The sequence below is a fragment of the Bacillota bacterium LX-D genome, assembly GCA_031628995.1.
In the GTDB taxonomy this organism is placed as follows: Bacteria; Bacillota; DUOV01; order DUOV01; family Zhaonellaceae; genus JAVLUO01.
Genome location: JAVLUO010000006.1, coordinates 37,486 through 54,012, shown reverse-complemented (window position 1 = coordinate 54,012; position 16,527 = coordinate 37,486). Strand labels below are relative to the sequence as shown.

Sequence of the window (16,527 nt, the reverse complement as noted above, 5' to 3'; positions counted from 1 at the left end):
TTGCAGGCAGCTTTATGTTTAAGAACAAAAACGTAAATTGTTAAAACTTAATTACATTTCGGAAATTAATTTTTTAACAAGATCGGTAGCGGATGCAGCGTCAGGAGCATATCCGTCAGCACCGATTTGATCAGCGAACTCTTGTGATATAGGAGCACCACCAACAATAATCTTAACTTTGTCTCTCAAGCCAGCTTCTTGGAAAGCTTCAATTGTATCTTTCATAGCAGGCATAGTAGTAGTTAAGAGAGCTGACATAGCAACAATTTGAGCATTGTTAGCTTTAACAGCTTCGATAAATGTTTCAGGAGCAACGTCAATTCCTACGTTGATAACGTTCAAGCCGCCGCTTTCCATCATCATAGCAACTAAGTTTTTACCGATATCGTGTAAGTCACCTTTAACAGTACCTAATACCACAGTACCAGCGGAAGGCATATCATCAGCGCCAAGTAAAGGTTTAACAATATCAACGCCGGCAGCCATAGCTTTAGCAGCCATTAATACTTCAGGAACGAACATATCTCCTTCTTTAAAACGAGCACCTACTACGTTCATACCAGCGATTAAACCATCATTAATAATTGCCAATGGGCTTTCTTTAGCGTTAACTGCACTGTTAACTAATTCTTTAACCTTTGCTTCATCACCACTGATTACGGCTTGGGACATTTCTTCAAATGCCATAATAAAATACCCCCTAATTTTTATTTTTTGTCTTTAATACAGTAAACTACTACTTTTGTCAGCACCTATGATGATCTAGAATGCTCTAAGATGTTATAGTTCAAACCGTTTTCTTGGTATAGATTCTTTCTTTCATCAAAAAGTTCCTAGGTAACATCCTATCATTTATGGTACTTTTCTATTCAGCTACTTTTTCCCTTTTTTAAACTTACGTTTTAAAACCCCTAAAACCATTTGGGTTTCTTCATTCTTTAAAATAGCAGCAATAACCGCGTACACTGCTGCGCCTACCAAGATGCTTAAAGTCACCTGCACCAACTGATTCAGTTTAATTGACATATCTAGTATTTGATCCATAGCCAATGCAGTATAATAAACTGCTGCCCCCATCAGACAAGAAGCTGTTAAGCTTTGTAAAAAGGATAAAATAATTCTTTTTCCATCTATCTTGCCCAATTTTCGTTTTAACCACCATAAAAGTAGTACAAGGTTAAAAATTCCAGCCGAGGAATAAGCAAGAGCTATGCCTCCGTGGCCTAAATAACGAATCAGAATAATACTTCCAGCAATATTGATAATTATGGAAAATGCTCCTATTACCACTGGAGATATAGTATCCTGCAGTGCATAAAATATACGATTTAAGACTTGCAAAGCCGATTGGGCAAATATGCCAATTGAATAAAAGTTCAGCGCCACGGAAGTTACTAGTGTGTCGGCATGGGTAAATTTGCCTTGTTCAAATAAAAGGCGAATCGTAGGCACACTCAGAGCAATTAAACCTGCAGCTGCAGGTAAGGTGATAAAAATAACTGACCGAATGCCTAAGTTGGCCGTTTGTTTAAATTCAGCCATTTTGTGATTGGCAGATTGCTCAGTCAGAGTTGGAAAAATTGTCATAGCTATGGCAATAGCAAATATGCCAATGGGAACTTGCATTAAACGCTGCCCTGTATGTAAAGCCGCCACAATTCCCGCCGGTAAAGCAGAAGCTAAATTTTGGTTAATAAATAAATTAACTTGTCCAATAGATAATCCAATTAAGATAGGCAGCATTAAACCTAGAATATTTTTTAGCCCTGGGTGATTTAGTTTTAGAATGAAACGGTAGCGATACCCAATCCGTCGTAAATCCGGTATTTGGATAGCGAAATTTAAAAAAGCACCTATTACAACTCCCACGGAAAAAGCAGCAATACCATATTTGGGGCTCCAAATCAGCCCGACCACAATAATTGCTAAGTTATAAAGAATCGTACCTAAGGTAGGTATAATGAAAATCTTATACGCATTTAAAATACCAAAGGTTACGCCATTTATGGCCATAAAAAAAGCCTGCCAAAACATGATTCTCGTTAGCTTCACCGTCAGCTCAAGAGCTTCCTGGTTAAAACCCGGTACAAGCAACAAAATTAGAGGTCGAGTGTAAATATAGCCTACTCCAATACCAATTAACATCAAAATCATTACTAGGTTAAGAACTATATTGGCCACTTCCCAGCCTTCTTTTTCCTGTTTGGTGCTTATATATTTGGAGAAAACAGGTATAAAGGCGGAGCTTAGGGCTCCGCCCACTAACAGCATGTACAATACATCGGGAATAGAAAAAGCAGCATTGTACGCATCAGTAATGCGGTTTTGTCCAAATTGACTATAAATAATAACATCCCGGACAAAACCAATTACCCGGGAAGCAACCATAATCACCATAATTATTCCAGCAGCTTTAAAAACAGATTTACCGGACATAGTTTACCTCGCACTTAAAATTCTAAACATTTGTGATATTTTATTATATCACCTTAAAAAGGGATTTTAAACTTTTCCACGTACCAATTATCATCGTATTTTTTTAGCTGCTGATACTTCTCTCTAGTTTGCCAAACATCGCTAAGCATAGTTTCGCTAACCAATCTATTTAGGTAGGCATTGTTTGCATACAAATTTAAAGTTTTAGTAATTCTGGCAGTATTAAAATGTAAGCAGGCCAGGCGGATAATGTTATACACATAATGTTCACGGCTAAAGTAATAGGGTTTCAGAGCTCGAAAAAGGTGTTTAATTCCCGTAAAAGGATTTAGATATAATGTATGCCCACACAGCCAAAGGCGGATAGATAGTTCCACATCCTCGTGTCCTAAAATTTTAAATCCTTCATCAAAGCCTCCTACTTGCCAGTAAATATCGCTGTGTAAGGCCAAACAGGTTGAAGGTAAAATTGGTACCGGGGTTAAATCATCACATCTCCCCAGCCATACTCCCTCTAAATTTTGGTTTAATGTCATTCCAAAGCCGGCAGCATCAGGGTTTGCTATGTCACTAATATAAGGTGCCTGAACAAGAATCTGCTCATTTTCAAAAGCTTTAAGTATTTCTTCAAACAAGTTAGGTAGGGCAATTAAGTTAGCATCGCAAAAAACTAATATTTTACCCCGGGCTGCTCTTGCCCCTAAATTTCTAGCATAAGAAACTCCTTTACCTGAAGTAGTAAGAATGTGGACACTGGGTTCTATACAAAACAAATCTTTGCAACTGCCATCGGTGGAACCATCATCAACAACAATTAATTCCACCTTTTCGCCAAATTTAGCAGAGCGTAAAGATAATAAAGTGTTTTTAAGATCCTTTTCATTTTTACTCGGTATTACTACGGAAAGATCTTGCGGAAGAAATCTTGCCATTTGCCCAACTCCTTATCTAAATTTTCCTTTTAAAATATCAAGGTAAGCCTTCTCATGGTCTGAAGCCATTTTTTCAATGGAAAAATTCTTCATTACATGCTGCCGGCAATTTAACCGATCTATTTGGTCAATATTTTCCACTGCCTGAAACATTTCTTCGGGACAAGTAACAATGAATCCTGTCCTTCCATGGTCAATTAGTTCCATGACTGCTCCTCTATTAAATGCGATAACCGGCGTTCCACAAGCCATTGCTTCAATAATTACTAAGCCGAAGGGTTCTTCCCACTCAATAGGCATTAAAAAACATTTAGCTTTTTTTACAATCTGATTTTTGCTTTCACCCATTTCACCTAGGTATTCTATTTTTCCGCCTAAATAGGGCTTTATCTTTTGACTAAAATAATCTTCGTCTGCAATTGGGCCAATTAATTTTAAAGGCAGGCCGTACTTTCTTGCCCCTTGGACAGCATGATGGACTCCTTTTTCCCAGCAGATGCGCCCAACCCAAACCAGGTAATTGTCGCAATCACTTGAAAATGGATACTGATTAACATCTAGTCCATGATGAATCACTCGAACCTTTCTTAATTCCCGAAAAAGGAACCGTTGCCTTGAGCTAATGGCAATATACATATTATCCCTATATTTCTTGTAATGAGCTGATAAGCTATGCATTGTTGTAACTGTTGGTACGGGGCAAAATTGAGCCATTTCCAAACCTGGATAAGAATTGTTATGCACCAGATCGAATTCCTTACAATTGGCAAAAGCATATTGGGCAAATTTGGTTTCCTTCTCCCAGGACCAGTCCGGCTTTTCATACAAATAATTCAGGTGGGCGGAAGTTAAGGAATCTCCCGTAGCAAACAAAGTTACTTCATGCCCCCTTTTTACTAACTCCTCTGTAAGTAAACTAATAACCTTTTCTGCGCCTCCGTACATCACCGGCGGAGTTCTAAGCAGATTCGTGGAAATCATTGCTATTTTCATTAGAGCAGCACCTTCCTAAAACCTAAGTTCAATACTATACTATATGAAGGGAGTTTAAGAATTGAGCTTAAGAGCTAAAATTAGTTTTCTTTAACATTGAAGAAATTTTGATCTTAGGTAGAATAAAAGCAAGAATAGCACAAAAGTTTTTTCAAAACTGAGGTGGAATTATGCATATTCTAGTTGTTGATGATGACGCTAAAATAACTGCTTTTTTGCGCCGTAGTTTAGAATATGAAGGTTATCAGGTATCCGTGGCTTATGATGGATTTTCCGGACTAAAGGAAGCCCAAAAAGGCCAGGCCGATTTAATCATTTTAGATTTAATGCTGCCAGGGATGGACGGTTTTAAAATATGTGAAGAAATACGTTCTTTTAGCTCCGTCCCTATTTTAATGCTAACTGCTAAAGATGAAATTAAAGACCGAGTTAAGGGTCTAAATGTAGGCGCAGACGATTATTTAGTTAAACCCTTTGCCTTAGAAGAACTGCTAGCTCGGATAAAAGCACTTTTTAGGCGTTCCGGGAAAGATACTGCCAAAATCTTAGAGTACTCTGATCTGAGCCTTAACCTTGAAACCAGAGAAGTTCAAAGGGGGGAAAGGAAAATCAGCCTAACTAATAAAGAATTTGATCTGCTAGCAATTTTTTTACGCCATCCCCGGCAAATTCTTACTAGGGATACTTTGATGGATGAGGTTTGGGGCATTGACTATAACGGGGAATCCAATGTCTTAGAAGTTTTCATCGGCTACTTGCGCCAAAAATTAGAAGCTAACAAAGAAACTAGATTAATCCATACTGTTAGAGGTATTGGATATACCCTAAGGGAGTGAAGCACTTGTCCTTACGCTTGCGTCTAACCATACTTTATACAGTTATTTTAAGCGCTAGCTTTGCACTGTTTGGAACCTGGATCTACTTTTATTTAAAGCATACCCTTTACATGGAAATAGACAAATCATTAACAGCTAAGGCTGTTGAAGTCTTTAATTCAATTAAAATTATCGACACCGAAAATCATGCTCTGCAAAAAGTAATTTTACCTGATATAGATGTTTTTGCCTCTCCCGATGTTTACGTACAAGTGGTAGACCGTTATGGTCGTAATATAGCCCGCTCCAGTAATTTGGGAGGTCAATTTTTACCCATTGACTTGCAAACAATTACTTCCGCAGGCCGAAAAGAGCTTTCTTTTAAAACATACTCTTATAAAAACGTCCGGCTTAGAATCTATAACCAGCCCATTTTTTTAGATGCAGAGTTGGTAGGTATTTTACAGGTAGCGCGCACTCTAAATTCAAGTGTACAAACTTTAACTAACCTACGTTTAATTTTACTAACCTGTCTTACCTTGGCAATTATGGCGGCAGCCAGCGCAGGCTGGTTTCTAGCAAGATCTGCCCTCCGTCCCATAGAAAAAGTTACCGAAGAAGCTGGTTCAATTGGAGAACACCAGGATTTAAGCCACCGAGTACAGTACAATGGTCCTTCCGATGAAGTAGGCAGGCTAGTTCAAACTTTTAATACTATGCTGGCAAGGCTGCAAACTGCCTATGAAAAATTAGAAAATTCTTATGTAATGCAAAAAAGGTTTTTAGCTGATGCATCTCATGAATTGCGCACTCCATTGACTACTATTCGCGGAAATGTGGAATTATTAGAAAAAATAGGAGAAAACAGTTCCGCACTTAGGCAGGAGTGTTTGGCTGATATTAGAAGCGAAGCAGAAAGGATGTCCCGTCTAGTCAACGATTTATTGGCTTTAGCCAGGGCAGAAGCTGGTCAACTTCCGGAAAAAGAGCCTATTGCACTTACCCCTTTCTTACGGGAAGTTTTACGTCAAGGAAGTTTATTAAAAAAGGAGGTCAATTTTATTTATGATGATCCGGAAGAACTTCATGGAGTTAAAATTCTAGGGAACACAGATTATTTACGGCAACTTTTTTTAATTTTACTAGACAACGCTTTTAAATTTACCCCTCCTCAAGGAACAGTTACTTTTTCTTTTACCAAGGAACCCCAATCTGTTGTTTTTAAGATCAAAGATACGGGATCTGGTATTGCAGCTGAAGATTTACCCCACATTTTTGAACGTTTTTACCGAGGGAATAAAGCCCGCAGCCAAGAAGGAACAGGCTTAGGTTTAGCTATCGCTAAATGGATTACAGAAGTCCACGCTGCTGACATTAAAGTCAGCAGCCAATTAGGGATAGGCTCTACTTTTACCATTAAATTTTTTTATATTTTTGTGTAATTTACAGTATTTTTTAAGTTTTTTTTCAGGTTTCCCTTTTATACTGTATTTGCAAGTCCAAATTAAATTTAAGAAATGAGGTGGAAAGATGAACTTTTTTAATTCTAAAAGAAATGTTTTTTTATACACTATTACCACAATTGCTTTGGCAGTGTTGTTTTCTTTAGGTGCCGTTACTCTTTATAACCAAAAGCAAGAAAACAGCCTATCCGTAGAACAAAACCGGCAAACATCTGTTCAGGCTGATAAAGCGTCCTTTACACTCCCAGGCTTAGGGCCTAACACAATTTCTAATATTGTAGACAAAGCTGGCCCGGCAGTTGTCAAAATTGAAACAACTTCCCAAACCAGCAGTTCAAACGATCCTTACTTTAATGATCCATTTTTTCAACAATTTTTCGGGAATATGGGGTTGGAAAATCAACCGAGGGTTACCCAAGGCCTTGGCTCAGGTTTCATCATCAGCAAAGATGGCTACATTCTAACTAATGAGCATGTTATTGACGGTGCTACAGATATTCAGGTTCTAGTCTCCGGTTATGATAACAGTTTCTCCGCTAAGGTTGTTGGTAAAGATTATGATTTGGACTTGGCTATTTTAAAAATTGAAAGCAAAAAAGATTTACCCACTTTAAAATTAGGAGATTCAAATCAAGTTAAGTCAGGTGATTGGGTAGTTGCTATTGGCAACCCCTTAGGCCTAGATCATACGGTGACAGTAGGAGTCATCAGTGCCAAAGAACGCCCAGTGGAAGTAGAAAATCGGCAATATAAAAACTTGCTGCAAACAGACGCATCTATTAACCCCGGGAACAGCGGCGGACCCCTCATAAATCTCCAAGGTGAAGTTATCGGAATTAATACAGCCGTTAATGCTTCTGCTCAAGGAATAGGTTTTGCAATTCCAAGCTCTACAGTAACAGATGTACTTCAGGAATTAATGAGTAAAGGTAAAATCAGCCGCCCTTGGATTGGTGTATACATGCAGCCCGTAACTAAAGAACTGGCTGATTATTTTGGCTTACCTACCCAAAACGGTGCTATTGTTACCTCAGTTATTACTAATAGCCCTGCAGCCAAAGCCGGTTTGCAAAGAGGAGACGTTATTTTGGAGTTTAATAAAAAGAAAGTAACTAGCCCTAACGATTTACAGGAAGCAGTAGCCAAAGTTAAAATTGGTGAAAAGGTTTCAGCTCTAATTTGGAGGAACAAAAAAACTTCTTATGTTACCCTAAACATAACGGAAAAAACTACGTAAGAAGCCAGCAGTTTCATCCATCACTTGTAAATATAGGTAAAAGTATGGTAAAGTTATAAATAAAAAAGGGTATCACAAAATTAAAGGGGGCTTTGGTGCATGTTAAAAGAAATTGCTTTAGAAGATGTGTTAAAATTATCTTTAAAAGCAGGAACCCGTTTCATCACCGGCAGCAATGGCAGCGGCAAAAGCAAGCTTGGCCAGTATTTAGCAGAATCTATAGCCCAAAACCAAAACAAACAGGTACTTTACTTAACGGATGACCCTTCTTCTTACTTAACGCGCTTGTTATACAATTCCTCCTATCCTTTAGAGGGCACACACAGAACAACCCTTGAAACTGCTTCCGACTTAGAAGAAATCAAAAAGCTCATAGCTTCTAACCATTATTCGCACATTTTTGTGGATAACTTTAATTCTATTAAACTTAATGCGGAAGACCTTTTCGATGCACTCACAAATCTTTTAGAATCAACTCCGGAACAAGATCTTTCTATTAACATTATTTGTGTAGCCAACCGTAATGGAGATACATTGCAAGGGGATTTGCCTGACTGCGCCAATAAAGCTGAAATCATTTATACAGAAGCCGAGCACTACTATACCCTAAAGTAATTCAAAAGACGGACGGGCACTTTACTCATAAGCCCGTCCGTTTATCTTTTTTCCACAACTTTCCATCCAATTTTCCGAAATATAATCAAAATTGCTTTGTTGCTTTGTAAAACTGAAAATTATTTTTACCCATTTTTTTAGCTCGATATAATGCTAAATCAGCATTCTTAAGAAGGGTTTCTAAATTTTCCCCGTCAAGAGGGTAAATACTAATGCCAATACTAACAGTTATATAAATTTTACTGTTTTTAAGTTTATAATTTTGCGAAACAGTACGAATGATTTTCCGTGCAACTCTGGCAGCAGCAGCCTGATTATAAATATCCGGTAAAAAGATAACAAATTCATCTCCCCCATAGCGGGCAATAATATCTTTACGGCGTAAAACATTTTTCAACCTGCCGGCAATTTCTTTAAGCAGTGAATCACCTACGTCATGTCCCATGGTGTCATTGATATTTTTGAAATTATCCAAATCTAAAAACATTACAGCCATGGTTTTCTTGCAGCGGCCAAGCTGATACAACTCCTGACAGACATTTTCATTAAAATATAGTCTGTTGGGCAAGCCAGTTAAAGGATCATGGTGGGCAAAAAACCTCAATTTTTCTTCATACATCTTCTTATGCGTAATATCTCGCATAATTGCAATATAAAAGTTGTTATTCCCTAACCGCATTTTACTAAAAGAAACTTCTAAAGGCACAGCATTACCTTCACGGTTTTTCCCAACCAATTCAAAAACATTATTTCCATCGGAGCTTTGCAAGCAGCATTTTATAAACAAATCCCAGGAGCGGATTTCCGGAATAATTAAATTGATGTTCTTTTTGATAATATTCACTTCATCATATCCAAAAAATTTTAACGCTGCAGGGTTTATAGAATCGATATTACCCTTAGGATCTATTGTTAAAATATAATCTAGCGTATTAGCAATGATCAGACTATCGCGCAGCTCCTTTGAGGCGATTTTTTTTGTGACCATAGCCTTCCTTCTCTCAAATAGTAGTAACAATTCATTTTGAATCCCTTATCTTATTTATAATATTCAAAATCTTATTTTAATTCTTTTAGTTAATAATCTACTACTTTTTTTTAGCTGTGTCCTAAAAAAAATGTAAAATAAATCAACTAATAAAATAAGTAATTAGCACCACTACATGGGCTGCCGGCAGAAATAAGAATTGAGCCAATAAAGAACCCAAAAACCTTCCGCCCAGCAGCAAGGAAACTGCTCTTTTCAAATCCGTCTCTTCCCTTTTGCCTTGAATAATCTGATCTTGCAGTAAAGCAGTTACAGGATCAACAAAAATAACTAAAAAAATTGTAGCCAGTCCATTAATAATGCCAGATAAATTACTGGCTGTTAACCTATATTCGGGTACTAAGCAGCCGGCATAAATAGCCGCTAAAATTCCTACTGAATAAATAGCAGTTAACAGCAAGTTAGCCACTAGAAAGTATTTTGGCAAACCATTAATATTCAATAGATGTAAATGTCTTTTGGCTGGCAACCGGAAAGAATGCATGGCCTTTCGAAAGACACCACCCTTCAAACCCCCTACAAATGCACTAGGCACAGAGCCAAATTTTTCTAAAGCATAAATGCCTTGCATAATGACATTGACAAAAGTGGGAATCAAAAAAATTCCCAGCAGGGTTCCTACACTATTAGCTAAAATAACTACCCGAAAAACCGGCAGGAGGGCATCTTGAGCATTGGCGGCTATTGCCCTATCAACTAAAACTGCTAATAAAGGAAGTTGAATCAAATTAGCGATTCTTGAAACAAGAGCTAATAGATTAAATAAAGATGCAGCCATTGTAGGGCTTTTAGTTTTTACTCCGGCAATTCTTGCCCCATAGGCTAAAGTGTCCAACATGTTAATGATTATAACTAATATAATAATTATCCCAAGTCGCATTATTTTCACCCTTTAAAGTATTACCCACCACTTATTTTTTACAATACAATGGGCAAAAATATACAAGGATTAAGAGATTAAGTTGAAAAAGAGAGTGAAAATTATGCAATCCATGGAACACTACAGAGAATTACAGCAAAAAGTGTTGTTTGAAATTGCCCAAATGGCCTGGGCAGGTACTCTAGAAGATAACATTGAATCATTGCCCCATAAACTAGCCACGGAAAACTCACCTTTGGAAGAGAATTTGATTGATGGATATATTAGGTTAGGATTAGGGCTTTCAGCTCAGCATCAAGAAGGAAATTTACAGGAAGCAGCTGCAAAATCTTTAAACGACTGGGAAAGCACTACTAAAATTATTGAAACTATTCCTGGAGCCTGCCAGTATTGTCATGATAAAAGCTGCGACAAAGGGTGTAATCAAGGACCTATTTTGTGCAGTACTAATAATAAAGAAGACGATCAATGTTTAGCTTGCGGTTCATGTATTCCTTCTTGTAAATTAAATGCTATTGTCCAAAAAGGGCAGTTTGTCCCTTTAATTGGTGCTTTAAAACAAAAAGAACAGCCTGTCTTTGCCATAGTTGCCCCTGCTTTTGTAGGGCAATTTGGCCCTAAAGTTTCTATTGGACAACTTCGTTCAGCTTTAAAATACCTTGGCTTTTTTCAAGTAGTAGAAGTAGCTCTTTTTGCTGACATTTTAACAATTAAAGAAGCCTTTGAATATATTCACTCCGTGCAAAAAGAGCGTGACTATTTAATTACCAGTTGCTGCTGCCCTGCTTGGATTAAGCTGATTGAAAACCGTTTTCCTAACTTACTTAAACACGTAGCTCCTTCAGTTTCTCCCATGATTGCCGGTGGGAGAGTACTGAAGAAGATTCACCAAAATATAAAGGTTGTATTTATCGGTCCTTGTATTGCTAAAAAAGCTGAAGCTGCCGACCATGATTTAAAAGGTGCCATCGATTATGTGCTTACTTTTAAGGAGCTCAAAACAATCTTTGATGCAGTAGGAATTAATCCCGCTGATTTTCCAGCCCAAGAAAATCCCCAATCTTCCTGGGGCGGAAGAGTCTACGCCCGTACCGGAGGGGTGGCCGCTTCTATGCGTCGAACTTTACAAAGGCTGGAGCCAGAACATAAGGGCACTTTTGAATCTGTTTCCCTAGACGGAATTAAAGCATGTCAAGATGGTTTAATTAAAATTAGCACTAATGAATATATTGGCAGCTTTATTGAAGGAATGGCTTGCCTCGGAGGGTGTGTAGGAGGACCAGGCAGAATTATCGACACTAAAAAAGCAGCAGAACTAGTGGGAGAATATGGCGATAAAGCCGAAGCCCAAAATCCTTTAGAAAACCAAAAAATAGCAGAACTATTAGCAAGTATAAACCAAAAATTTACTCCCGATACTTTAGCCGATTGGGGCATACTGCACCGTAAGCAGTTGAGGTAATGACTAATTATTTTTTTTGCCCTCCGGAGGTAAAAGCAAGGTCAGAAGAACTCCAACTAAGGGCAGTAGCGCTATTGTTACCATAGCTACATGTTCACTTGTAGCATCTGCCAATACACCTAGAAGAGTAACTCCTAGCCCTCCTGTTCCCACGGCAAATCCAGTCATTAACCCGGAGGCCATACCTATATTTTGGGGCAGTAACTCTTGACCCAGAACGATTGTAGTGGAAAAAGTAGAAACTATCACACCCCCAGCTACAAATAAAGCAATTAAGGAAATGACAAAATGACCGTAAATAAATGTTAAAAGTAATGGCGGCAATAAAAGCATAGATGATAGAATCACCTTTTTACGGCCAAACCGATCGGTTAAAGGTCCTCCCGTTAAGGTACCGGAAGCACCCGCCAGCAAAAAAACAAATAAAATGTAACTGGCGCGAACTTGCCCTGTTTTTAAATAATTAATGTAATAAAAAGGGATGTAATAGGCTAAACCTGATTGAACCCAAGAACGGATGATAATAATACCTATTACAGTTAAAAGAGGTCCAATATTATTTTTATTTAAACCCAGATTTAATCTTTGAACTTGGGTTTTTAGCGGCTGTTGGCAAGGAAAATCCTTCATTTTAACCCACAGAAAGAAAGAAACAATTATGGCTGGAACAAGTAAATAAATACTATTAGTAAGGCCTCCTTGAACTAGCAGGGCCGCCATAATAATAGAACCAAAAGCATAACCAAAGTTTCCTCCAACTGAGAAAACGGAAACAGCTGAGGCCTTACGCCCTCCTGCTGCATATAGGGCTACTTTAGCCCCTTCCGGATGATAAGCTGCAACACCTAAACCGCTAAATAAAATTAGCAGCAGAATTATAACGTAATGATTGGCAAATCCTAAAAGCGCAGTTCCTATAGCTGCTGCCAAACAGCCTATTGGCAAAAGCCAATTACAATTAAATCTGTCGCTTATTAAGCCAAAAAAAGGCTGAATAAAGGAGGAACTAATATTAGCTACCAAAGGGATCAGACCTGCTACCGCATAAGAAAGATCATAAGCACCTTTTAAATAAGGTAAAATCACCGGCAGGGCACCTTGGTTAAGATCTGTGGCTAAATGGCCTAAAGATAGAAGTAATAAGATGCGAAAATTAAAACCACTAGAATTTGTTTTGTTTAATGCTACAGTATGGTTATTCATCTAGTTAATCCTCCCACTGCAAAATTCCACCATATGTTTTCTATTAAGCTTTAATTTTAGTACAATTCATCTTATTCGTCTATTCTTTTGCAAGCACATTTAACTTCTCTCTACATCCATAAATGAACAGACTTTAGCTTAACAAAATTATTTCCCCCACCATAATATATACCAGATGAACCTCAATATAAAAATTTAAAGGAGGAATTTTCATGGGGGAAAACAGCGTTACTAGCGTTTCCAAAAACGTTTCCAAAATGGAAAACGATTTTACCAACTGGTTAGTTTTCATTATTTTAATTTTAATGGTATGCTGCAATAACCATTAAGCACTAAAAATAGGCGGGTTTCCGCCTATTTATTTTGCCCAGACCATGCTTGATTCAGCTATTAATGATAACAGCCACAGGTGTAATTATAACTTTAAAACAATGAAGCAAAAATTTTAAAATTGGTAAAATAGTATTAACTACAGTATTAGAATTTTCTTCTTGGCAAATAATAAGCCAAAATTCCCTTATGGGCTACTTTGAATTGCTTATAAACAGCCAGTTGTGTTATTATTTTTACTATATATATAATCTGTTTGTTGCCGGCAATATAATTATTGAATTTATTTGGAGGTGTAGTATGGATCTAACTCAGTTACGTACTTTAGCCATTGTTCTAATTACGGGGGTTGGTTTCTTAGTTATCCTGCGTTTTGTACTTCAAGCTCACAAACATATTAAAATCTTAAATAAAACTATCAAAAATAATAAAGAAAAGTAAAATTCAATAAAGCCTGTTTAGGGCTTTTTTTTAGTTCTAATTTTTTCGGATTAATTCCTAGTAATTTACAAGGATTTGACCGAAAGTACAATTGACATCATCTTGGCGAAAGTTTATACTTAGCATTGTAGATGTAGATGATAATAATTATCAGTTAGCAAAAAGTTGAAATAGGATATTTTTCCTGATTTTAGACATTTTTTTTGTAAATAACTAATTGTAATCGAGAACGTTTCTCATTTACCAGGAGGGGTGATTATGACTTTAGATAAAGTTAAATATGGACAGCGTTTTAAAATTATCCACATTCCTAACGAAAGTATTAAAATGCAAACTATTCGTTTCGGTATTAGCGAAGGGGAATCACTTTTATGCGATGAAGTTATTCCGGCGGGGCCTATCATTATAAGAAAGAATAGACAGCAGTTAGCCATCGGCAGGCATTTAGCCGCAAAAATTAAAGTAGAATTAGATTAATTTCATTGATTGGAGGTACTTAATATGGCAAATTGTTGTCATAATTCAAAAGAAACTCGAATTGAAATGCCACCAGGTGCCCGAAGGATCGTTTTGGCCGGTAACCCTAATGTAGGTAAATCAGTCATTTTTAACTATTTGACGGGAATGTATGTAGATGTTTCCAATTACCCCGGAACAACTTTGGAAATATCTCATGGCCACTATGAAGGAAACTTAGTTATTGATACTCCTGGTGTTTATGGCATTTCATCTTTTAATGACGAGGAAAGAGTAGCCAGGGATGTAATTTTATCAGCAGATGTAGTTGTTAATGTAGTAAACGCCATGTATCTAGAGCGGGATTTATTTTTAACACTACAAATTATTGATACAGGAGTTCCAACTGTTGTTGTTTTAAATATGGTGGACGAAGCGGAGCAAAATGGACTAAAAATCGATTATGAAAAATTAAGTCAATTGCTTGGAGTAAGAATTATTCCTACTGTAGCCATTAAAAAACAAAATTTAGATCAGTTAAAAAGTGCAATTTATGAAGCGCTGCCTGGCCATGTTGATAAAAAAATAGCTGAAAAAATCCTGACATTATCAGATCAAGTAAAAAATAAAGGTGAAGCACTCCTTATTTTAGAGGGCGATAAAAATATTGCTAAAAAATATAATATGCAGCCGGGTACGGAACAAGAAGAAATATATTTACACCGACGCCAAAAAGTTGACAGCATTATAAATCAAATTGTACAGGATACCAAGCAAAATTCTGCCTTAAGTCTTTTTATTAACCGCTTAATGATTCGGCCTTGCACCGGCATTCCCTTATTCCTGCTAGCTTTGTATATAATGTACAAAACAATTGGAGTCTTTGTTGCCGGTACGGTCGTTGGCTTCACAGAGGAAACAGTTATGGTTGGCATTTACGAACCATTTGCGCGGCACCTTGTTAGCCAAATAATTAATCTTAATTCAGTTTTAGGCACCATCCTGGCTGGTGAATTTGGGCTGCTAACTATGACCGTAACTTATGTTTTAGGGCTTTTAATGCCTTTAGTAGTTGGCTTTTATTTCTTTCTCTCTTTATTTGAAGACTCTGGTTATCTTCCCAGGATAGCTGCGTTATCAGATAGAGCCCTAACGGGAATTGGTTTAAATGGCAGAGCAATCATTCCTTTAATTCTCGGATTTGGCTGTGTAACAGTTGCTACAATTACTACCAGGCTATTGGGATCAGAAAGAGAGAAACGTATTGCCGTATTTTTACTAGGTCTCACTATTCCTTGTTCTGCTCAGTTAGGTGTTATTGCTGGAATGCTAGCTAAAATTGCACCTCAGTTTATAATCTTATACATCTCAGTAATTTTGACAGTCTTAGTAGCAACGGGAACTATTTTACATATACTGCTGCCGGGCAATACTTCCGACTTATTAATTGATTTGCCTCCCTTAAGATTACCTTCTTTGAAAAATGTCTTAACAAAAACTTGGACCAAATCTTATCAATTTTTACTAGAAGCTTTTCCTTTATTCGCCTTAGGAGCCTTATTAATTAGTGTTTTACAGCTAACAGGCGTACTAGCATCTTTACAGAACTTGCTTTCACCTTTGACCATGAATTGGCTCCATTTGCCCAAGGAATCTGCCAACGCTTTTATTATGGGAATTGTACGGCGGGATTTTGGTGCAGCAGGTTTAGCTAATATGCAGTTAACATCACTCCAAGTAATTGTAGCTTTAATCACTATTACACTGTTTGTACCCTGTATTGCTTCCATTTTGGTTATATTTAAAGAAAGATCTAAAAAAGAAGCTTTGCTGATGTGGTTAGGGACTTGGGTAATTGCTTTTACAGTTGGAGGAATTGTTGCTCAATTGGCACATCTAATTGGAACTACAACACCTTGGCAAATATTAGCCATTGCAGCTGCAGTTTGGACAATTGCTTTAGTTCTAATTTTAGTGCTGAAGTATTTTAAAAAACAAGCTTCTCCTTTCATCACCATTGAAAATTAGGAGGTAGCAATCATGGCTGAAAAAAAAGCACAAGCTTCATGTACTGCTCGTAATTGTCCCCAGTGCGGTTATATTATTACTGAAATTTTAACTCTACGCTGTCCTCGCTGTGGTACAAAAGTAGGTTCCAGCTGTCAGGGCAGCTGCCACAAATGCAAATTAAGGTAATATGTAAACTGAGGGGAGTA

At 37.3% G+C, this 16,527-nt stretch carries 16 protein-coding genes; 9 read left to right on the top strand and 7 right to left on the bottom strand.

The window, feature by feature from the left end; all coding sequences use genetic code 11:
* Window positions 1–51: 51 nt before the first annotated feature.
* From RDV78_06725 to RDV78_06710, 4 genes are all read right to left on the bottom strand, one after another.
* Window positions 52–690, bottom strand: a complete 639-nt coding sequence (locus RDV78_06725) for a corrinoid protein (protein MDS1030184.1) — start codon at window positions 688–690, stop codon at window positions 52–54.
* Between the two features lie 183 nt (window positions 691–873).
* On the bottom strand, window positions 874–2,436 hold the full coding sequence (gene murJ, locus RDV78_06720; GenBank protein MDS1030183.1) for a murein biosynthesis integral membrane protein MurJ: 1,563 nt from the start codon (window positions 2,434–2,436) through the stop codon (window positions 874–876).
* 53 nt (window positions 2,437–2,489) lie between these two features.
* Window positions 2,490–3,368 carry a glycosyltransferase gene (locus tag RDV78_06715; GenBank protein ID MDS1030182.1) on the bottom strand — a complete coding sequence of 293 codons (879 nt, stop codon included), beginning with the start codon at window positions 3,366–3,368 and terminating at the stop codon, window positions 2,490–2,492.
* 12 nt (window positions 3,369–3,380) lie between these two features.
* Window positions 3,381–4,361: a glycosyltransferase family 4 protein gene (locus tag RDV78_06710; protein MDS1030181.1), complete on the bottom strand. Its 981-nt coding sequence runs from the start codon at window positions 4,359–4,361 to the stop codon at window positions 3,381–3,383.
* Window positions 4,362–4,531: 170 nt separating this feature from the next.
* Here RDV78_06710 and RDV78_06705 point away from each other — a divergent pair, with 170 nt between their 5' ends.
* From RDV78_06705 to RDV78_06690, 4 genes are all read left to right on the top strand, one after another.
* Complete coding sequence (locus tag RDV78_06705; GenBank protein MDS1030180.1) at window positions 4,532–5,197, top strand: response regulator transcription factor; 666 nt, start codon at window positions 4,532–4,534, stop codon at window positions 5,195–5,197.
* Window positions 5,198–5,307: 110 nt separating this feature from the next.
* A complete protein-coding gene (locus tag RDV78_06700) occupies window positions 5,308–6,618 on the top strand; it encodes an ATP-binding protein (GenBank protein ID MDS1030179.1) in 1,311 nt (436 codons plus the stop codon).
* 88 nt (window positions 6,619–6,706) lie between these two features.
* A complete protein-coding gene (locus RDV78_06695) occupies window positions 6,707–7,876 on the top strand; it encodes a trypsin-like peptidase domain-containing protein (protein ID MDS1030178.1) in 1,170 nt (389 codons plus the stop codon).
* A 99-nt stretch (window positions 7,877–7,975) separates the two neighbouring features.
* A complete protein-coding gene (locus RDV78_06690) occupies window positions 7,976–8,491 on the top strand; it encodes an ATP-binding protein (protein ID MDS1030177.1) in 516 nt (171 codons plus the stop codon).
* 85 nt (window positions 8,492–8,576) lie between these two features.
* On the opposite strand, the gene RDV78_06685 is transcribed toward RDV78_06690, so the two are convergent.
* Complete coding sequence (locus RDV78_06685; protein MDS1030176.1) at window positions 8,577–9,479, bottom strand: sensor domain-containing diguanylate cyclase; 903 nt, start codon at window positions 9,477–9,479, stop codon at window positions 8,577–8,579.
* Window positions 9,480–9,621: 142 nt separating this feature from the next.
* The gene (locus tag RDV78_06680; GenBank protein MDS1030175.1) at window positions 9,622–10,419 is read right to left on the bottom strand and encodes a lipid II flippase Amj family protein; all 798 of its coding nucleotides are present in this window, start codon (window positions 10,417–10,419) and stop codon (window positions 9,622–9,624) included.
* Window positions 10,420–10,501: 82 nt separating this feature from the next.
* Here RDV78_06680 and RDV78_06675 point away from each other — a divergent pair, with 82 nt between their 5' ends.
* The gene (locus tag RDV78_06675; GenBank protein MDS1030174.1) at window positions 10,502–11,881 is read left to right on the top strand and encodes a [Fe-Fe] hydrogenase large subunit C-terminal domain-containing protein; all 1,380 of its coding nucleotides are present in this window, start codon (window positions 10,502–10,504) and stop codon (window positions 11,879–11,881) included.
* Between the two features lie 3 nt (window positions 11,882–11,884).
* Here RDV78_06675 and RDV78_06670 read toward each other — a convergent pair whose 3' ends face one another.
* Entirely contained in the window at window positions 11,885–13,084 is a 1,200-nt protein-coding gene (locus tag RDV78_06670) for an MFS transporter (protein ID MDS1030173.1), read from the bottom strand.
* 630 nt (window positions 13,085–13,714) lie between these two features.
* Between RDV78_06670 and RDV78_06665 the strand changes: the two genes are divergently transcribed.
* The 4 genes from RDV78_06665 to RDV78_06650 all read left to right on the top strand — a co-directional run bounded on the left by RDV78_06665 (window position 13,715) and on the right by RDV78_06650 (window position 16,507).
* Window positions 13,715–13,855: a hypothetical protein gene (locus RDV78_06665; GenBank protein MDS1030172.1), complete on the top strand. Its 141-nt coding sequence runs from the start codon at window positions 13,715–13,717 to the stop codon at window positions 13,853–13,855.
* 258 nt (window positions 13,856–14,113) lie between these two features.
* On the top strand, window positions 14,114–14,332 hold the full coding sequence (locus RDV78_06660) for a ferrous iron transport protein A (GenBank protein ID MDS1030171.1): 219 nt from the start codon (window positions 14,114–14,116) through the stop codon (window positions 14,330–14,332).
* A 24-nt stretch (window positions 14,333–14,356) separates the two neighbouring features.
* The gene (feoB, locus tag RDV78_06655; GenBank protein ID MDS1030170.1) at window positions 14,357–16,339 is read left to right on the top strand and encodes a ferrous iron transport protein B; all 1,983 of its coding nucleotides are present in this window, start codon (window positions 14,357–14,359) and stop codon (window positions 16,337–16,339) included.
* Window positions 16,340–16,351: 12 nt separating this feature from the next.
* On the top strand, window positions 16,352–16,507 hold the full coding sequence (locus RDV78_06650) for a hypothetical protein (GenBank protein ID MDS1030169.1): 156 nt from the start codon (window positions 16,352–16,354) through the stop codon (window positions 16,505–16,507).
* Window positions 16,508–16,527 lie beyond the last annotated feature (20 nt).

Bases quoted from the DNA above. Each gene is read 5' to 3' on its own strand.
- murJ (MDS1030183.1), bottom strand. From the start codon at position 2,436: ATGTCCGGTAAATCTGTTTTTAAAGCTGCTGGAATAATTATGGTGATT.
- RDV78_06715 (MDS1030182.1), bottom strand. From the start codon at position 3,368: ATGGCAAGATTTCTTCCGCAAGATCTTTCCGTAGTAATACCGAGTAAA.
- RDV78_06710 (MDS1030181.1), bottom strand. From the start codon at position 4,361: ATGAAAATAGCAATGATTTCCACGAATCTGCTTAGAACTCCGCCGGTG.
- RDV78_06705 (MDS1030180.1), top strand. From the start codon at position 4,532: ATGCATATTCTAGTTGTTGATGATGACGCTAAAATAACTGCTTTTTTG.
- RDV78_06700 (MDS1030179.1), top strand. From the start codon at position 5,308: ATGGAAATAGACAAATCATTAACAGCTAAGGCTGTTGAAGTCTTTAAT.
- RDV78_06695 (MDS1030178.1), top strand. From the start codon at position 6,707: ATGAACTTTTTTAATTCTAAAAGAAATGTTTTTTTATACACTATTACC.
- RDV78_06690 (MDS1030177.1), top strand. From the start codon at position 7,976: ATGTTAAAAGAAATTGCTTTAGAAGATGTGTTAAAATTATCTTTAAAA.
- RDV78_06685 (MDS1030176.1), bottom strand. From the start codon at position 9,479: ATGGTCACAAAAAAAATCGCCTCAAAGGAGCTGCGCGATAGTCTGATC.
- RDV78_06680 (MDS1030175.1), bottom strand. From the start codon at position 10,419: ATGCGACTTGGGATAATTATTATATTAGTTATAATCATTAACATGTTG.
- RDV78_06670 (MDS1030173.1), bottom strand. From the start codon at position 13,084: ATGAATAACCATACTGTAGCATTAAACAAAACAAATTCTAGTGGTTTT.
- RDV78_06665 (MDS1030172.1), top strand. From the start codon at position 13,715: ATGGATCTAACTCAGTTACGTACTTTAGCCATTGTTCTAATTACGGGG.
- RDV78_06660 (MDS1030171.1), top strand. From the start codon at position 14,114: ATGACTTTAGATAAAGTTAAATATGGACAGCGTTTTAAAATTATCCAC.
- feoB (MDS1030170.1), top strand. From the start codon at position 14,357: ATGGCAAATTGTTGTCATAATTCAAAAGAAACTCGAATTGAAATGCCA.
- RDV78_06650 (MDS1030169.1), top strand. From the start codon at position 16,352: ATGGCTGAAAAAAAAGCACAAGCTTCATGTACTGCTCGTAATTGTCCC.